The 14,231-nt window shown below is 73.5% G+C and carries 11 protein-coding genes and 1 pseudogene; 8 read left to right on the top strand and 4 right to left on the bottom strand.

Going from position 1 to position 14,231, the window contains the following annotated elements:
• Positions 1 to 795 carry a site-2 protease family protein gene (locus tag AB0J88_RS31440; RefSeq protein WP_364348276.1) on the bottom strand — a complete coding sequence of 265 codons (795 nt, stop codon included), beginning with the start codon at positions 793 to 795 and terminating at the stop codon, positions 1 to 3.
• Positions 792 to 992, bottom strand: a complete 201-nt coding sequence (locus tag AB0J88_RS31435) for a hypothetical protein (protein WP_089251232.1) — start codon at positions 990 to 992, stop codon at positions 792 to 794. The genes AB0J88_RS31440 and AB0J88_RS31435 overlap by 4 nt, the downstream gene beginning before the upstream one ends.
• Positions 993 to 1,086: 94 nt before the next feature.
• On the opposite strand from AB0J88_RS31435, the pseudogene AB0J88_RS31430 reads away from it, so the two are divergent.
• Both AB0J88_RS31430 and AB0J88_RS31425 read left to right on the top strand, forming a co-directional pair.
• Positions 1,087 to 2,850, top strand: a pseudogene (locus AB0J88_RS31430) (bifunctional adenosylcobinamide kinase/adenosylcobinamide-phosphate guanylyltransferase); the annotation flags it as partial.
• A gap of 385 nt (positions 2,851 to 3,235) precedes the next feature.
• Complete coding sequence (locus AB0J88_RS31425; protein ID WP_364348273.1) at positions 3,236 to 3,982, top strand: adenosylcobinamide-GDP ribazoletransferase; 747 nt, start codon at positions 3,236 to 3,238, stop codon at positions 3,980 to 3,982.
• Here AB0J88_RS31425 and gcvT read toward each other — a convergent pair.
• Positions 3,979 to 5,088: a glycine cleavage system aminomethyltransferase GcvT gene (gcvT, locus tag AB0J88_RS31420; protein WP_364348270.1), complete on the bottom strand. Its 1,110-nt coding sequence runs from the start codon at positions 5,086 to 5,088 to the stop codon at positions 3,979 to 3,981. The genes AB0J88_RS31425 and gcvT overlap by 4 nt on opposite strands.
• 147 nt (positions 5,089 to 5,235) lie before the next feature.
• Between gcvT and AB0J88_RS31415 the strand changes: the two genes are divergently transcribed.
• Entirely contained in the window at positions 5,236 to 6,804 is a 1,569-nt protein-coding gene (locus AB0J88_RS31415) for a leucyl aminopeptidase (protein WP_364348267.1), read from the top strand.
• A 51-nt stretch (positions 6,805 to 6,855) separates the two neighbouring features.
• On the opposite strand, the gene AB0J88_RS31410 is transcribed toward AB0J88_RS31415, so the two are convergent.
• The gene (locus AB0J88_RS31410; RefSeq protein ID WP_364348264.1) at positions 6,856 to 7,179 is read right to left on the bottom strand and encodes a hypothetical protein; all 324 of its coding nucleotides are present in this window, start codon (positions 7,177 to 7,179) and stop codon (positions 6,856 to 6,858) included.
• A gap of 104 nt (positions 7,180 to 7,283) precedes the next feature.
• Here AB0J88_RS31410 and lpdA point away from each other — a divergent pair, with 104 nt between their 5' ends.
• The 5 genes from lpdA to AB0J88_RS31385 all read left to right on the top strand — a co-directional run bounded on the left by lpdA (position 7,284) and on the right by AB0J88_RS31385 (position 14,224).
• Complete coding sequence (lpdA, locus tag AB0J88_RS31405; protein WP_364348261.1) at positions 7,284 to 8,711, top strand: dihydrolipoyl dehydrogenase; 1,428 nt, start codon at positions 7,284 to 7,286, stop codon at positions 8,709 to 8,711.
• A 36-nt stretch (positions 8,712 to 8,747) separates the two neighbouring features.
• Positions 8,748 to 10,577, top strand: a complete 1,830-nt coding sequence (gene sucB / locus AB0J88_RS31400; protein ID WP_364348258.1) for a 2-oxoglutarate dehydrogenase, E2 component, dihydrolipoamide succinyltransferase — start codon at positions 8,748 to 8,750, stop codon at positions 10,575 to 10,577.
• Between the two features lie 70 nt (positions 10,578 to 10,647).
• A complete protein-coding gene (locus AB0J88_RS31395) occupies positions 10,648 to 11,823 on the top strand; it encodes an MFS transporter (RefSeq protein WP_364348255.1) in 1,176 nt (391 codons plus the stop codon).
• Positions 11,824 to 11,861: 38 nt separating this feature from the next.
• Entirely contained in the window at positions 11,862 to 13,052 is a 1,191-nt protein-coding gene (locus AB0J88_RS31390) for an MFS transporter (RefSeq protein ID WP_364348252.1), read from the top strand.
• Entirely contained in the window at positions 13,052 to 14,224 is a 1,173-nt protein-coding gene (locus AB0J88_RS31385; RefSeq protein ID WP_364348249.1) for an MFS transporter, read from the top strand. The genes AB0J88_RS31390 and AB0J88_RS31385 overlap by 1 nt, the downstream gene beginning before the upstream one ends.
• The last annotated feature ends 7 nt before the right edge of the window (positions 14,225 to 14,231 follow it).

Below are 14,231 nucleotides of genomic sequence, written 5' to 3'. Positions count from 1 at the left end.
TCACGAGGGCTGCCAGAACCGGATCAGCTCGCGGCCCAGCGCGTAGAGCTGGTCGGGCAGGCCGAGGCCGTCGCCGACGAAGAACACGAAGTCGAAGAAGTAGCGGTTGATCTCCGGCTGCCAGAGCAGCACGAACAGCAGGATGAAGCCGTACGGCGCCAGGATGTTGTACATCCGCTGGGTGTTCGGCTTGAGCCACGGCGTGAGGGCGTTGCCGCCGTCGAGCCCGGGCACCGGAAGCAGGTTGAGCACGGTCGCGGTGAGCTGCAGGAAGGCCAGCAGCGCGACGCCGGACCAGAACTCGTAGTGCAGGAAGACGTCCGGGTCGAACGCGAACGGGATCAGCAGGACCAGCGTGAAGGCCAGGTTGACCGCCGGGCCGGACAGGCTGATCAAAGACTTGCGCAGCCGGCCCCGGATCGCCGCGTGGTCGACCCAGACCGCGCCGCCGGGCAGGCCGATGCCGCCGAGCAGCACCACCAGCAACGGCAGGATGATCGACAGCAGGACGTTGCTGTACTTGAGCGGGTTGAGCGTCAGGTAGCCGCGGTGGGCCACGTCGGTGTCACCGGAGCGGTAGGCGACCAGGGCGTGCGCGTATTCGTGCAGGCACAGCGAGACCAGCCAGCCCGAGATGACGAACAGGAACACCGCGAAGCGCGGGGTGACCTGGTGCCACGCCATGAACCCGCTGACCGCGAAGATCGCCACCAGCGCCAGGAAGATGCCGCTCGGCCGGAACGCCGCACGGGGCAGGCCGAGCACCAACGGGTCGCCCCGCCGCCAATCGCTCATTCGCCCGCCGGTGCCAACGGCATCCGGTATTCGACCCGGTCGTCCTCGGCGAGCGCGACGGTCGCCACACCGGCGCCGGCGAGGTCGCGCCAGGTCTGACCGATCCAGGACTCGGCATCGGCCTGGCTCCCGAACGTCTCGGCAGGACCGGTGACCGGCTTGCCGTCCGCTCCCTCGTACCGCCAGCTCCACGGCATCGTGTCGACTCCCCTCGTGATCTGGACAGCACACAGCCTAGTCGGGCGACCACCGCTACCCCGAGGCATAGCGCGCGCCCGTAAGGTACGGGGCATGTCCGTAGTCGGCTGGCGCTCCGTTCTCGTCCTCGGCGGGATCCGGTCCGGTAAGTCAGAGTTCGCTGAGTCCTTGGTCGGCGAGGGCGGCCCTGTCCGTTATGTCGCGACCGGCTCCCCCGCCGGCCCGCGTGCCGACGGCACCGACGACCCCGACTGGGACGCCCGGGTCACCGCGCACCGCGAGCGGCGGCCCGCCTCGTGGCCGACCGAGGAGACCGGCGCCGACCCGACCCGCCTGCTGGAGATCATCTCCGGCGCCGAGGACGGCGAGACGCTGCTGGTCGACGACCTCGGCGGCTGGGTGACGGGGCTGATCGACCCGGAGCGGCAGCCGGCCGACGACGTGGCGACGATCACCGACCTGGCCACGGCGGTACGCGACAGCAAGGCGCGACTGATCCTGGTCAGCTCCGAGGTCGGCCTGTCCCTGGTGCCGCTGACCCCGGTCGGGCGGGCCTACACCGACGCGCTGGGCGCGACGAACCAGGCGGTCGCCGACGCGGCCGACGCCGTGGCGCTCGTGGTCGCCGGTCAGGTCGCCTGGCTCAAGCAGGCCGCCGCCGCTGCCCCGACCGCCGCCCCGACCGCCGCACCGGCTTCGCCCGAGCCCGCCGCCGCACCGGCCGGCCCGGTCGTGCCCGCGACCTCGCCGGCCGTGCTCACTCCCACGCCCACCCCGGCGGCCGAGGTCAACGGCTCCGGCGCCGACGGGCAGCCCGCCTGGTCGCAGCCGACCATGACGCTGCCCGCGCTGGCCACCGGGCTGGTCATCCAGCAGGGCATGTCCCTGCCGATGCCCGACGAGTACACGCCGCCGCTGGCCCGCGAGCGCCTCGGCACCCTCGACCTGGGCGGCGCCGGCTTCGGCGGCCTCCAGCGGGTCGTGGAGTTCGCCGCCGCGACCCAGGGCCGCGGCACGCCACAGCCGTGGCGGAAGCCCCGCGTGGTGCTGATCCGCGGCGACCACAACGGTGGCGCCGCCGCCGGCACGCTGCCCGGCGAGTCCCGCCGGCGCGCCGACCAGGCCCGGGCCGGCGAAGGCCCGGTGGCCCGGCTGGCCGCCGCCGCGGGCGCCACCCTCCAGGTCGTCGACGCGCCCACCTGCGCAGCCATGGAGGAGCGCGAGGTCCTGACGCTGGAAGAGGTCGACTCGGCGCTGCGCTACGGCTGGCGGCTGGCCGAGGAGGCCTCGGACGACGGCGTCGACGTGCTGGTGCTGGGCGCCCTGGGCAGCGGCTCCGAGACGGCCGCCGCGGCCGTCCTGGCCGCGACCACCGGCGCAGAGCCCGCCGCCGTCCTCGGCCGGGTCGTCGTGCCCGGTGCCGAGATCGACGACGACGCCTGGATGATCCGCTGCGCGGCGGTCCGCGACGCCATGCACCGCGTGCGGCGCAGCGCCCGCAGCGCCAAGCAGGTGCTGGTCGACGTCGGCGGTGGTGACATCGCGGTGGCCACCGGCCTGATCCTCGGCGCCGCCGCACGACGCGTCCCGGTGCTGCTCGACGGGCCGGTGGGTGTCGCCGCCGGCCTGGTCACCCGCGACCTGGCCGGCCAGGCCCGGCACTGGTGCCTGCTGCCCGACCACGGCAACGACCCGGCCGTCAAGCTCGGCGCCGACGTGCTCGGCCTCCAGCCGGTGCTGGACCTGCGGCTCGGCCTCGGCGAGGGCGCCACGTCGCTGGCCGCGCTGCCCCTGCTGGTCTCCGCGCTCGCGCTGGCCGCCGGCCTGCCGGTGCACCCGGCCGTGGCGCCCGACGACGAGACGCTGGCCGCCGCGGACTCCTTCGACGAGCCGGCCGACCCGGCCGAGCTGCCGGCGTCGGCCTGGCAGGGCCACCCGGACCCCGACCCGGTCGACCCCTCGCCCGCCACCTGGTCGGCCCCGGCCGCGGAGCCGACGTCGGCCTGGCCGGCCACCCCTGCCGCGGAGTCCGCCACGACCTGGCCGGGTGGCTCTGACCCGGACGCCGAGCCCGCCACGACCTGGCCCACCCAGGCGGCCGACCCGGTGCCCGCGCCGCGCGACGCCGGCGACGACCACGCGGCCGGCAACGGCACCGCGGCGGCCGAGCCGGAGCCGAGGCCGTCGGCGCTGGACACCTGGTTCAAGCCCGCCGACACCGAAACGGACCAGCCGACCCGCGGTGCCTGACGGCCTGCGGCTCGCGCTGACCACCTTCACCGTCCTGCCGGTCCGCGCCGGCCGGGTCGACCGGTCCGCCGCAGCGACCGCGATGGGGCTGGCCCCGCTGGTCGGCGTCGGACTCGGCGCCGCCGCCGGCGGCACGGCCGCCCTGCTGCACGCCGGGGGCGCACCCGGGCTGGTCGCGGGCGCGGCCGGAGTCGGGCTGGCCGCCCTGCTGACGCGTGGCCTGCACCTCGACGGCCTCGCCGACACCGTCGACGGCCTCGGCTCCTACCGGTCCGGCCCGGCCGCGCTGGAGATCATGAAGCGCCCGGACATCGGCCCGTTCGGGGTCGTCGCCCTGGTCGTGGCCGTGCTGCTGCAGGCGGGCGCCCTGGGCGGACTGTCCGGAGCGGCGGCCGTGCTGGCCGGCACGGCGGCGTTCGCCACCGGCCGGCTCGCGGTGAGCTGGGCCTGCCGCCGGGGTGTGCCGGCGGCCCGGCCGGACGGGCTGGGCGCCCTCGTCGCCGGCACGGTCGGCACGCCGGCGCTGGCCCTCGGAACCCTGCTGACCGCCGCGGTCGCGCTGCCCGCGGTGCCCGGCCGCCCGTGGCAGGGTCCGCTCGCGGTGGCCGCCGGGCTGGCGGCGAGCCTGCTGCTGGTGCGGCACGCGGTGCGCCGCTTCGGCGGGATCACCGGCGACGTGCTCGGCGCGGCCGTCGAAACGGCCACCAGCGTGGCCCTCGTGGTGCTGGTGTTGCGCTAACGCACCGAGGGCGTGACGAACGGCGGCTTGACGACCTTCATCTCGGCCCGGCGGCCCCGGATGTCGACCTCCACCGTGTCGCCGTCCTTGAGCCCGGCGGCCGTGTCGAGCAGGGCCAGCGCGACGCCGACCTTCTTGGTGGGCGAGAACGTCCCGCTGGTGATCTCGCCGACCGCCTGGTCACCCACGTACACGGTCATGTGCGGGCGGGGAATCGCCCGGCCGACCGCCTCCAGACCGCGCAGCGTGCGGCGCGGCCCGGCGGCCTTCTCGGCCAGCAGCGGCTCGCGGCCCCAGAACTCGGGCTTGCTCCAGCCGACGGCCCAGCCGACCCGGCCCTGCAGCGGCGTGATGTCCGGGCCGAGGTCCTGGCCGTGCAGCGCGTACCCCATCTCGGTGCGCAGCGTGTCCCGGGCGCCGAGACCGCACGGCAGGATGCCGAACGAGTCGCCGGCGGCGAGCACCGCGTCCCAGACCGCGCCGGCGCCGTCGGCCGGCACCACGAGCTCGTAGCCGTGCTCGCCGGTGTAGCCGGTGCGGCAGACGACGAGGTCGACGCCGTCGAGGGTGGCCGGCTCGAAGCTCATGTAGTCGTGCTCGGTCGGCAGGCCCAGCGCCCCCAGCACCGCCGCCGACGACGGACCCTGCACCGCGAAGATCGCGTGCCAGGTGTGCTCGTCCGTCACGGTCAGCCCGGCCGGAGCGGCCGCGGCCAGGCGGCGGACGACCTCGGCCGTGTTGGCCGCGTTGGGGATGAGGAAGACGTGGTCGTCGGCGTAGCGGTAGGCGATGATGTCGTCGACCACGCCGCCGGTCGACGGCTCGCAGCACAACGTGTACTGCGCCTGGCCCGCGCCGATCCGGTCGAGGTCGTTGGCGAGGCAGCTGTTGACGAACGCCGCCGCGCCCGCGCCGCGTACCCGGGCCTTGCCCAGGTGTGACACATCGAAGATGCCGACGCCCGTGCGCACCGCCGTGTGCTCGCGGATCACGCCGCCGCCCGGGTACTCCAGTGGCATCTCCCAGCCGCCGAACGGCGCGAACTTCGCGCCGAGCGCGACGTGCCGGTCGTGGACGGGTGAAAGGAGCGGTACGGCGTCGGTCATGGGTGGCAACTTACCGGGATCGGTCCGGATGGTTAGCATCGGCGGGACAAGACGGCTCCGGGTCGGTAGGTTTCGGCAGCGGAGACCGTCCCTCGACCGGCCGGCCGTCATGAGCGGCCGCCCCGCAGCCCAGCCCGGAGCCGCCGCGTGACCGCGCCCTTGACCACCGAACTTCGCCTCGTCGACACCGACCCCGCCGAGCTCACCACCGACGCGATCGTGATCGGCGTGCACAGCGTCGCCGACGCGGGTGGCGACGGCCCGCCGGGTCTGGCCGGCACGCTGCTGCTGGCCAGCGGCGCGGAGAGCATCGCCGCGGCGTTCGACGGCAAGCTCACGGAGACGCTGGCCCGGCTAGGCGCGTCCGGCTCGGCGGGCGAGGTGACCAAGGTCGCCACCCTCGGCACCGTCGCCGCTCCCGTGGTCGCGGTCGTCGGGCTCGGCCCGGAGCCGACCGGGGCGGCCCCCGCGCCCGAGACGCTGCGGCGCGGCGCCGCCGCCGCGATCCGCTCCCTGGCCGGCAACGCGTCGGTCGCGGTCTCCCTGCCGCTGCCGGACGACGAGGACGGGCCGGCCGCGCTGCGCGCGGTCGCCGAGGGCGCGCTGCTGGGCGCCTACAAGTTCGCCGGCTACAAGACCAAGCCGGCGCCGCGCGGCCCGGTCGGTGACATCGCCGTGCACGTGCCGGACGCCGCCGACAAGACCGCGCAGGACGAGATCACCCGCGCCCAGGTGGTGGCCGGCGTCGTCGGGCTCTGCCGCGACTGGGTCAACAGCGCCCCCAACGAGCTGCGGCCGCCGCAGTTCGCCGACGCGGTCGACGCGGCCGCGAGCGCCGCCGGCCTCGAGGTCGAGGTGCTCGACGAGGAGCAGCTCAAGGCGGGCGGCTACGGCGGCATCCTGGCCGTCGGCCTGGGCTCGTCGGCCCCGCCGCGGCTGGTCAAGCTGACCTACAAGCCGGTCGGCGACGGTGCCCGCAAGCGGGTCGCGTTGGTCGGCAAGGGCATCACCTTCGACAGCGGCGGCGTCTCGATCAAGCCCGCGCAGGGTATGTGGGAGATGAAGAGCGACATGGCCGGCGCGGCCGCCGTCGCCGCGACGCTGCTCGCCGTCGCGGAGCTCAAGCCCGACGTCGAGGTCACCGGCTACCTGCCGATGGCGGAGAACATGCCGTCGGCCACGTCCTACCGGCCCGGCGACGTCGTGACGATGTTCAACGGCAAGAACGTCGAGGTGCTCAACACCGACGCCGAGGGCCGGATGATCCTCGGCGACGCGATCGCCCGGGCCTGCGCCGACGGCTGCGACTACCTGTTCGAGACCTCGACGCTGACCGGCGGCCAGGTGATCGCGCTCGGCAAGCGGGTCTCCGGCGTGATGGGCACCCAGGAGATGTGCGAGCGGGTCCGCGACGCCGGCGACGCGGTCGGCGAGGCCGCCTGGCCGATGCCGCTGCCCGACGACGTGCGCACCGGCATGGACTCCGACGTGGCCGACATCTCGCAGGTCAACGCCGTGATGGACCGCGCCGGGCACATGCTCCAGGGCGGCGTGTTCCTGCGCGAGTTCGTGGCCGAGGGCGTGCCGTGGGCGCACATCGACATCGCCGGCCCCAGCTACCACTCCGGCGAGCCGACCGGGCACTGGTCGAAGGGCGGCACCGGTGTGCCGGTCCGCACCCTGCTGGAACTGGTCGACCGCATCGCCGCCGAATAAGACGAGTTCAGGCCCCATCGCGTACGCGGTGGGGCCTGTCGTTTTCCCGGTTCAGTTGGCGGCGCGCTTGCGTCGCTCGTTGTAGTCACGCATGCGCTGCGGGTATCCGACCAGACGCACGTCGTAGACCGGGATCGCCATCCGGTGCGCGAAGCGACGAGCGCCCTCGGGGCTGTCGACGCGGCGGCGGGTCCACTCGCCGTCGTGTGCGATCAGCATCACTGTGGTCTCCGTGACCGTCGTCTTCGGCTCGATGAACGCCTCGACGCCGCGACGTGAGCGGACAAAGTTCTCAAGATGGTCGAGATCGGCTCGTGCGGCCGGTCTTTCCGCCTGCCGACCGGGTGTTCCTTTCCGGCGCCGGAACCAGGACACCGACCCTCCCCTACGAAACGGACATCGAAGACTGCGGCAAGCGTACGTCCCAAGGCAACATCGGCGGGTACCTCGTTACGCGGCCTGGCTCCACAAGTGACAAGATGGCCGAGGTAGCCCGCGCGACCTGGGAGATGACTGTGAGCCAGCCGAACGACGCAACCTTCGACGTCGTGATCCTCGGAGGTGGCAGCGGCGGCTACGCGGCCGCGCTGCGTGCCGCACAACTCGACCTGTCCGTGGTGCTGATCGAGAAGGACAAGCTCGGCGGCACCTGCCTGCACCGTGGCTGCATCCCGACCAAGGCGCTCCTGCACGCCGGCGAGATCGCCGACCAGACCCGCGAGTCCGAGGCGTTCGGCGTCAAGGCCGAGCTGCTCGGCGTCGACATGGCCGGCGTCAACACCTACAAGGACGGCGTCGTCGGCCGCCTCTACAAGGGCCTCCAGGGCCTGGTCAAGGGCTCCAAGCTGATCACGTACGTCGAGGGTCACGGCACGCTCGTGGCGCCGAACGCCGTCGAGGTCGACGGCACCCGCTACACCGGCCGCAACGTCATTCTCGCGACCGGCTCCTACTCGCGGAGCCTGCCGGGCCTCGAGCTCGACGGCAAGCGGGTCATCTCCAGCGAGCACGCGCTCACCCTCGACCGGGTGCCCACCTCCGCGATCGTGCTCGGTGGTGGCGTCATCGGCGTCGAGTTCGCCAGTGCCTGGAAGTCGTTCGGCGCCGAGGTGACGATCCTCGAGGCGCTGCCCCGCCTGGTCGCCGCAGAGGACGAGGACCTGTCCAAGGCGCTGGAGCGGGCCTACCGCAAGCGCGGCATCAACTTCAAGGTCGGCAAGCCGTTCGAGAAGGTCGAGCACACCGAGAACGGCGTACGCGCGACGCTGGCCGGCGGCGAGACCGTCGAGGCCGAGATCATGCTGGTCGCCGTCGGCCGCGGCCCGACGACCGCCAACCTCGGCTACGAGGAGCAGGGCGTCACGCTCGACCGTGGCTTCGTCACCACCGACGAGCGCCTGCGCACCAGCGTCCCCAACGTCTACGCGGTCGGCGACATCGTGCCCGGCCTGCAGCTCGCCCACCGCGGCTTCCAGCAGGGCATCTTCGTGGCCGAGGAGATCGCCGGCCTGCACCCACCGGTCATCGACGAGGCCGGCATCCCCCGGGTCACCTACTCCGACCCGGAGCTCGCGTCCGTCGGGCTGACCGAGGCGAAGGCCAAGGAGCGCTACGGCGACGACAAGGTCACCGCCTACAACTACAACCTCGGTGGCAACGGCCGCAGCGCGATCCTCAAGACCCAGGGCTTCATCAAGGTCGTCCGGGTGGACGACGGGCCCGTTGTGGGTATTCACATGGTCGGCGCACGGGTCGGCGAGTTGATCGCCGAGGCGCAGCTGATCTACAACTGGGAGGCCTACCCGGCCGAGGTCGCCCAGCTCATCCATCCGCACCCGACGCAGTCGGAGGCACTCGGCGAGGCCCACCTGGCCCTGGCCGGCAAGCCGCTGCACGCGCACGCCTGACGACCTCGGTCGCACGACAAAGGAGTCCTGAGAGAGATGCCGGTATCGGTCACCATGCCTCGCCTCGGCGAGAGCGTCACCGAGGGCACGGTCACCCGCTGGTTGAAGCAGGAGGGTGACACCGTCGAGGTCGATGAGCCGTTGCTGGAGGTCTCCACCGACAAGGTCGACACCGAGATCCCGTCGCCGGCCGCCGGCGTGCTCAGTCGGATCGTCGTCCGCGAGGACGAGACCGCGGAGGTCGGCAGCGAGCTCGCGGTGATCGACGGCGACGGCTCCGGTGGCGGTGCCCCGGCGCAGGAGTCGGCTCCGGCGGAAGAGGCGGCACCCGCCGCCGCGGCCGAGCCTGAGGGCGTCGAGCCCGAGGCCGAGCCGGCCGAGGAGAGCGAGCCGCAGCCCGCCGCCGCCTCGGCGTCCGCGTCCGGCGACTCCGGTTCCGGCGGTGGCGAGTCCACCACGCTGACGATGCCCGCGCTGGGCGAGAGCGTCACCGAGGGCACGGTCACCCGCTGGCTCAAGGAGGTCGGCGACACCGTCGAGGTCGACGAGCCCCTGCTCGAGGTCTCGACCGACAAGGTCGACACCGAGATCCCGTCGCCGGTCGCCGGCACGCTGCTCGAGATCAAGGTCCCGCAGGACGAGACCGCCGACGTCGGCGCCGCGCTCGCGGTGATCGGTGCGGCCGGTGCCAGCGCTTCCGCGCCGGCCGAGACCGTGCAGCCCGAGGCGAAGCCGAAGGAGGAGCCCAAGGCCGAGCCGGCTCCCGCGAAGGCCCCCGAGCCCGCGAAGGCCCCCGAGCCCGCGCAGGCGAAGGCTCCGGCACCGCGTCAGGCGCCCGCCCGCGAGCCCGCTCCGGCCGCGGCCGCTCCGGCCCGTCCGGCCCCGTCCGCCGCGCCCAGCGGCGACGAGAGCAACGGCTACGTGACCCCGCTGGTCCGCAAGCTCGCCAGCGACCAGGGCGTCGACCTGTCGACGCTGAGCGGCACCGGCGTCGGTGGCCGCATCCGCAAGCAGGACGTGCTCGACGCCGCGGCCAGGGCCAAGGCCGAGGCGGAGGCCCGCGCGGCCGCACCCGCACCCGCTCCCGCCGCGGCAGCCAAGCCGACCGCGGCCCCGGCCCCGAAGGCGGCGCCGAGCCCGCTGCGCGGCCGGGTCGAGAAGCTGAGCCGGATCCGCCGCACGATCGCGACCCGCATGGTCGAGTCGCTGCAGGTCTCGGCCCAGCTGACCACGGTCGTCGAGGTCGACGTGACCCGCATCGCGCAGCTGCGCCAGCGGGCCAAGAACGACTTCCTGCAGCAGCACGGCGTCAAGCTGTCGTTCCTGCCGTTCTTCGCGCTCGCGTCGGTGGAGGCTCTGCGCACCCACCCGTCGGTCAACTCGAAGATCGACATGGAGGCAGGCGAGGTCACCTACTACGACGCCGAGCACCTGGCGATCGCGGTCGACACCGAGAAGGGCCTGGTCGTCCCGGTCATCAAGGACGCCGGCGACCTCAACCTGGCTGGCCTGGCCAAGCGGATCGCCGACGTGGCCGACCGCACCCGCAGCAACAAGATCAGCCCGGACGAGCTGTCCGGCGGCACGTTCACGCTGACCAACACGGGCAGCCGCGGCGCGCTGATCGACACCCCGATCATCAACCAGCCCCAGGTCGCCATCCTGGGCACCGGTGCGGTGGTGAAGCGGGCGGCCGTCATCAACGACCCAGACCTGGGCGAGGTCATCGTGCCGCGCTCGATGGTCTACCTGTCGCTGTCCTACGACCACCGGATCGTCGACGGCGCCGACGCGGCCCGCTTCCTGACCGCGATCAAGGAGCGGCTGGAGGCCGGCAACTTCGAGGCGGACCTCGGTCTCGCCTGACCTGTTCGCGCGAAAGGCCCGGCTTCGGCCGGGCCTTTCGCTTTTCCGGAGTACGCGCGAGCATGTGCGGGTGTCCCGGCGACTGACGTTCCTGTTCGCCGTGGCGGCCGGCGTCGCGATCGGCAACCTCTACTGGGCGCAGCCCCTGCTCGACCTCATCGCCGACGACCTGCACGCGTCGCCGTCCGGCGCCGGCTGGCTCATCACCTCGACCCAGGTCGGCTACGCCCTCGGCGTCCTGCTGATCGCACCGCTCGGCGACGTGGTCGACCGGCGCCGGCTCGTACCCGGGATGCTGCTCTGCTCCTCCGTGGCGTTGCTGCTCTGCGCGGTCGCACCCACGGCCGGCGCGCTGCTGGCGGCGACCACCCTGCTCGGCCTGACCACGGTCGCGGGCCAGATCCTCACCCCGCTGGCGGCCGACCTGGCCGATCCCGCACGGCGCGGCGAGGTGGTGGGCAAGGTGGGTGCCGGCATCCTGACCGGGATCCTGGCGGCGCGCACGGTCAGCGGGCTGGTGGCCGGCACCGCGGGCTGGCGCACCATCTACGCCGGCGCCGCGGTCGTCGTGGTGCTGCTCGCTTTTCTTCTCCACCGCGCCCTCCCCCCGCTGGTGCCGAAGACGGCGCTGCCCTACCCGGCCCTGATCGCCTCGGTGGCCACCGTCGCCCTGCGGGAGCGTGCGGTCCGCTGGACCCTCGTGCTGGGCGCGATCGGCTTCGCGGTGTTCGCGATGTTCTGGACGGCGCTGACGTTCCGGCTGAGCTCGCCACCGTTTCTCTATTCCGCACCGGTCATCGGCCTCTTCGGCCTGGCCGGCCTGTCGGGGGTGATCGCCGGCCAGCGGGGCGGACGCCTGCACGACCGTGGCTGGTCCCTCCCGGCCCAGGGCGCGGCATGGCTGCTGGCCCTGCTGTCGTTCGTCCTCGTCGGTTTTTCGGGCCGCTCGGTCGTCCTGCTGGTGGCGGGGATCATCACCCTGGACGCGGCCCTGCAGACGGCCTCGCTGCTCAACCGAGCCCGCCTCTTCGACGTCTCCCACGAGGCCCGCAGCCGCATCAACACGGCCTTCGTCGTCAGCAACTTCATCGGCGGCGGCCTCGGATCGGCGGCGGCGACGATGCTGTGGTCCTCCGGTGGCTGGCCCGCGATCACGACGGCCGGGGTGGTGCTCTCGTGCCTGGCCCTGGCGGTCTGGGCGGCCGGCCGTCGCGGTGCGCTCGTGGTGGAGCCGTCTCCGGCGTGAAACTTTCGCGTTGGGCGCGGACACGCGAGCATGGCGGGGTGCAACCGCCGCCGCCGGTCATGGACCGCCGCCTGACGTTCCTGTTCGCCGTGGCCGCCGGCGCCGCCGTCGCCAACCTCTACTGGGCACAGCCCCTGCTCGACGCGATCGCCGACGACCTTGGCGCGTCCACGACCAGCGCGGGCTGGCTGGTCACCGCCGGCCAGGTCGGCTACGCCACCGGCGTCCTGTTCGTCGTGCCGCTCGGCGACATCCTCGACCGCCGCCGGCTGGTGCCGGCGATGCTGCTCTGCTCCGCGGCCGCGCTGCTGCTCTGCGCCCTGGCGCCGACCATCGGCCTGTTGCTGGCCGCGGTCACCCTGGTCGGGCTGACCACCGTGTCGGGCCAGATCCTGACCCCGCTGGCCAGCGACCTGGCTCGCCCTGAGCGCCGCGGCCAGGTGGTCGGCGTCGTCGCGTCCGGCATCCTCACGGGCATTCTGGCCTCGCGTACGGTGAGCGGCCTGATCGCCGACGCCGCCGGCTGGCGCGCCATCTTCGCCCTCGCCGCGGCGGTCGCGGTCCTCTTCGCTCTTCTGCTCTACCGTTCCCTGCCGCCGCTGGCCCCGAAGGCCCACCTGCCCTACCCCGCCCTGATCGCCTCGGTGGCGACGGTCGCCCTCCGCGAGCGCACGGTCCGCTGGACGCTGGTCCTCGGGGCGACCGGTTTCGCGGCCTTCTCGATGTTCTGGACGTCGCTGACGTTCCTACTGTCCGCACCGCCCTTCGGCTACCCGGTATCGGTCATCGGCCTCTTCGGACTCGCGGGGTTGGCCAGCGTGCTCGCCGCGCAGCGCGCCGGACGCCTGCACGACCGGGGCTGGTCGTTGCCCGCCACCGGCGCCGCCTGGCTGCTCGTGCTGGTCGCGTTCGTGGCGGCCGGATTCGCCGGCCGATCCGTCACGCTCGTCCTGGTCGTGGTCGTCGTCCTCGACGTCGCGCTGCAGTCACTCCAGATCCTCAACCAGACCAGGGTCTTCGCCGTCTCCCACGAGGCCCGCAGCCGGATCAACACGGCGTATGTCGTCAGCAACTTCGTCGGAGCCGCCATCGGCTCGGCGGCCGCGACAATCCTGTGGACAGCCGGCGGCTGGTCCGCGGTGACCACCACCGGCGTCGTGCTGAGCGTCTTTGCCCTGACCGTCTGGGCGGTCGGACGCCGCGGCGCCCTCGTCGTGGCGACCCGCTGATGACCCGCCGGCTGACTGTCCTTTTCGCCGTCACGGCCGGCGTCGCGGTCGGCAACCTCTACTGGGCGCAGCCGCTGCTCGACCTGATCGCCGACGACTTCTCCGTCTCCACCGCGACCGCCGGGTGGCTCGTCACCACCACCCAACTCGGCTACGCGGTGGCGGTGCTGCTGATCGTCCCGCTCGGCGACGTGCGCGACCGCCGCCGGCTGCTGCCTGCTCTGCTGTTCGGCTGTGCGGGCGCGCTGCTGCTGTGCGCGGTCGCGCCGAGCATCGGCGTCCTGCTGGTCGCCACGACGCTGCTCGGTCTGACGACGATGGCCGCGCCCGTCTTGATTCCGCTCGCCGGCGATCTGGCTGATCCGGACCGCCGCGGTCGGGCGGTCGGCACGGTCGTGTCGGGTGTGCTCGCCGGCATTCTCGCGGCCCGCACGATCAGCGGCCTGCTGGCCGCGGTCGCAGGCTGGCGCTCGGTCTTCGCTCTGGCCGCCGTGGTCGCGGCGGCCCTGGGGGTGGTCCTGCACCGCGCCCTGCCACCCCTGCCGCCGAAGCTGTCCATCGGGTACCCGGCACTGATCGCGTCGATCCCCAGGGTGGCACTGCGCGACCGCACGGTCCGGTGGACGCTGACCCTGACCGCGCTGGGTTTCGCCGCCTTCGTGATGTTCTGGACGGCGCTGACGTTCCTGCTCTCCTCCCCGCCGTTCGACTACCCGGTCTCGGTGATCGGCCTGTTCGGGCTGGCGGGACTGGCAGGCGCTCTTGCCGCCCGCAACGCCGGCCGCCTGCACGACGCGGGCCGCTCGGTCCCGGCGACCGGGGCCGCGTGGCTGGTCATCCTGGTCGCCTTCGGAGTGGCCGCCTTCGCTGGCGGCTCGGCCGTCCTGCTGGTCGTGGCGATCGTGGCGCTGGACGTGGCCTTCCAGAGTGCGTCGATCCTCAATCAGATCCGGATCCTCGCGGCCTCGGCGACGGCCCGCAGCCGCCTGAACACGGCGTACGTCGTCGCCTGCTTCGCCGGCGGCGCGGCCGGCTCGACCCTCGCCACCACGCTCTGGCCGGCGGGCGGCTGGTCCGCCATCACGACGGCGGGCCTGCTGCTGAGCGGCGCGGCCCTGACCGTCTGGGCGATCGGACAGGGGGCTTCTCGGGCCGCGCTGACTGGTCCATAGTCGACGG

This window comes from Asanoa sp. NPDC049475, from assembly GCF_040676915.1.
Taxonomy (GTDB): Bacteria; Actinomycetota; Actinomycetes; order Mycobacteriales; family Micromonosporaceae; genus Asanoa.
Note: the sequence above shows the minus strand (reverse complement) of the source record. Positions and strands in the feature narration are given on the sequence as shown.

What these genes read in the sequence shown, in the direction of transcription:
- AB0J88_RS31385 (WP_364348249.1), top strand. Translation starts at nt 13,052, where the DNA reads ATGACCCGCCGGCTGACTGTCCTTTTCGCCGTCACGGCCGGCGTCGCG.
- sucB (WP_364348258.1), top strand. Translation starts at nt 8,748, where the DNA reads ATGCCGGTATCGGTCACCATGCCTCGCCTCGGCGAGAGCGTCACCGAG.
- lpdA (WP_364348261.1), top strand. Translation starts at nt 7,284, where the DNA reads ATGGCCGAGGTAGCCCGCGCGACCTGGGAGATGACTGTGAGCCAGCCG.
- AB0J88_RS31435 (WP_089251232.1), bottom strand. Translation starts at nt 992, where the DNA reads ATGCCGTGGAGCTGGCGGTACGAGGGAGCGGACGGCAAGCCGGTCACC.
- gcvT (WP_364348270.1), bottom strand. Translation starts at nt 5,088, where the DNA reads ATGACCGACGCCGTACCGCTCCTTTCACCCGTCCACGACCGGCACGTC.
- AB0J88_RS31440 (WP_364348276.1), bottom strand. Translation starts at nt 795, where the DNA reads ATGAGCGATTGGCGGCGGGGCGACCCGTTGGTGCTCGGCCTGCCCCGT.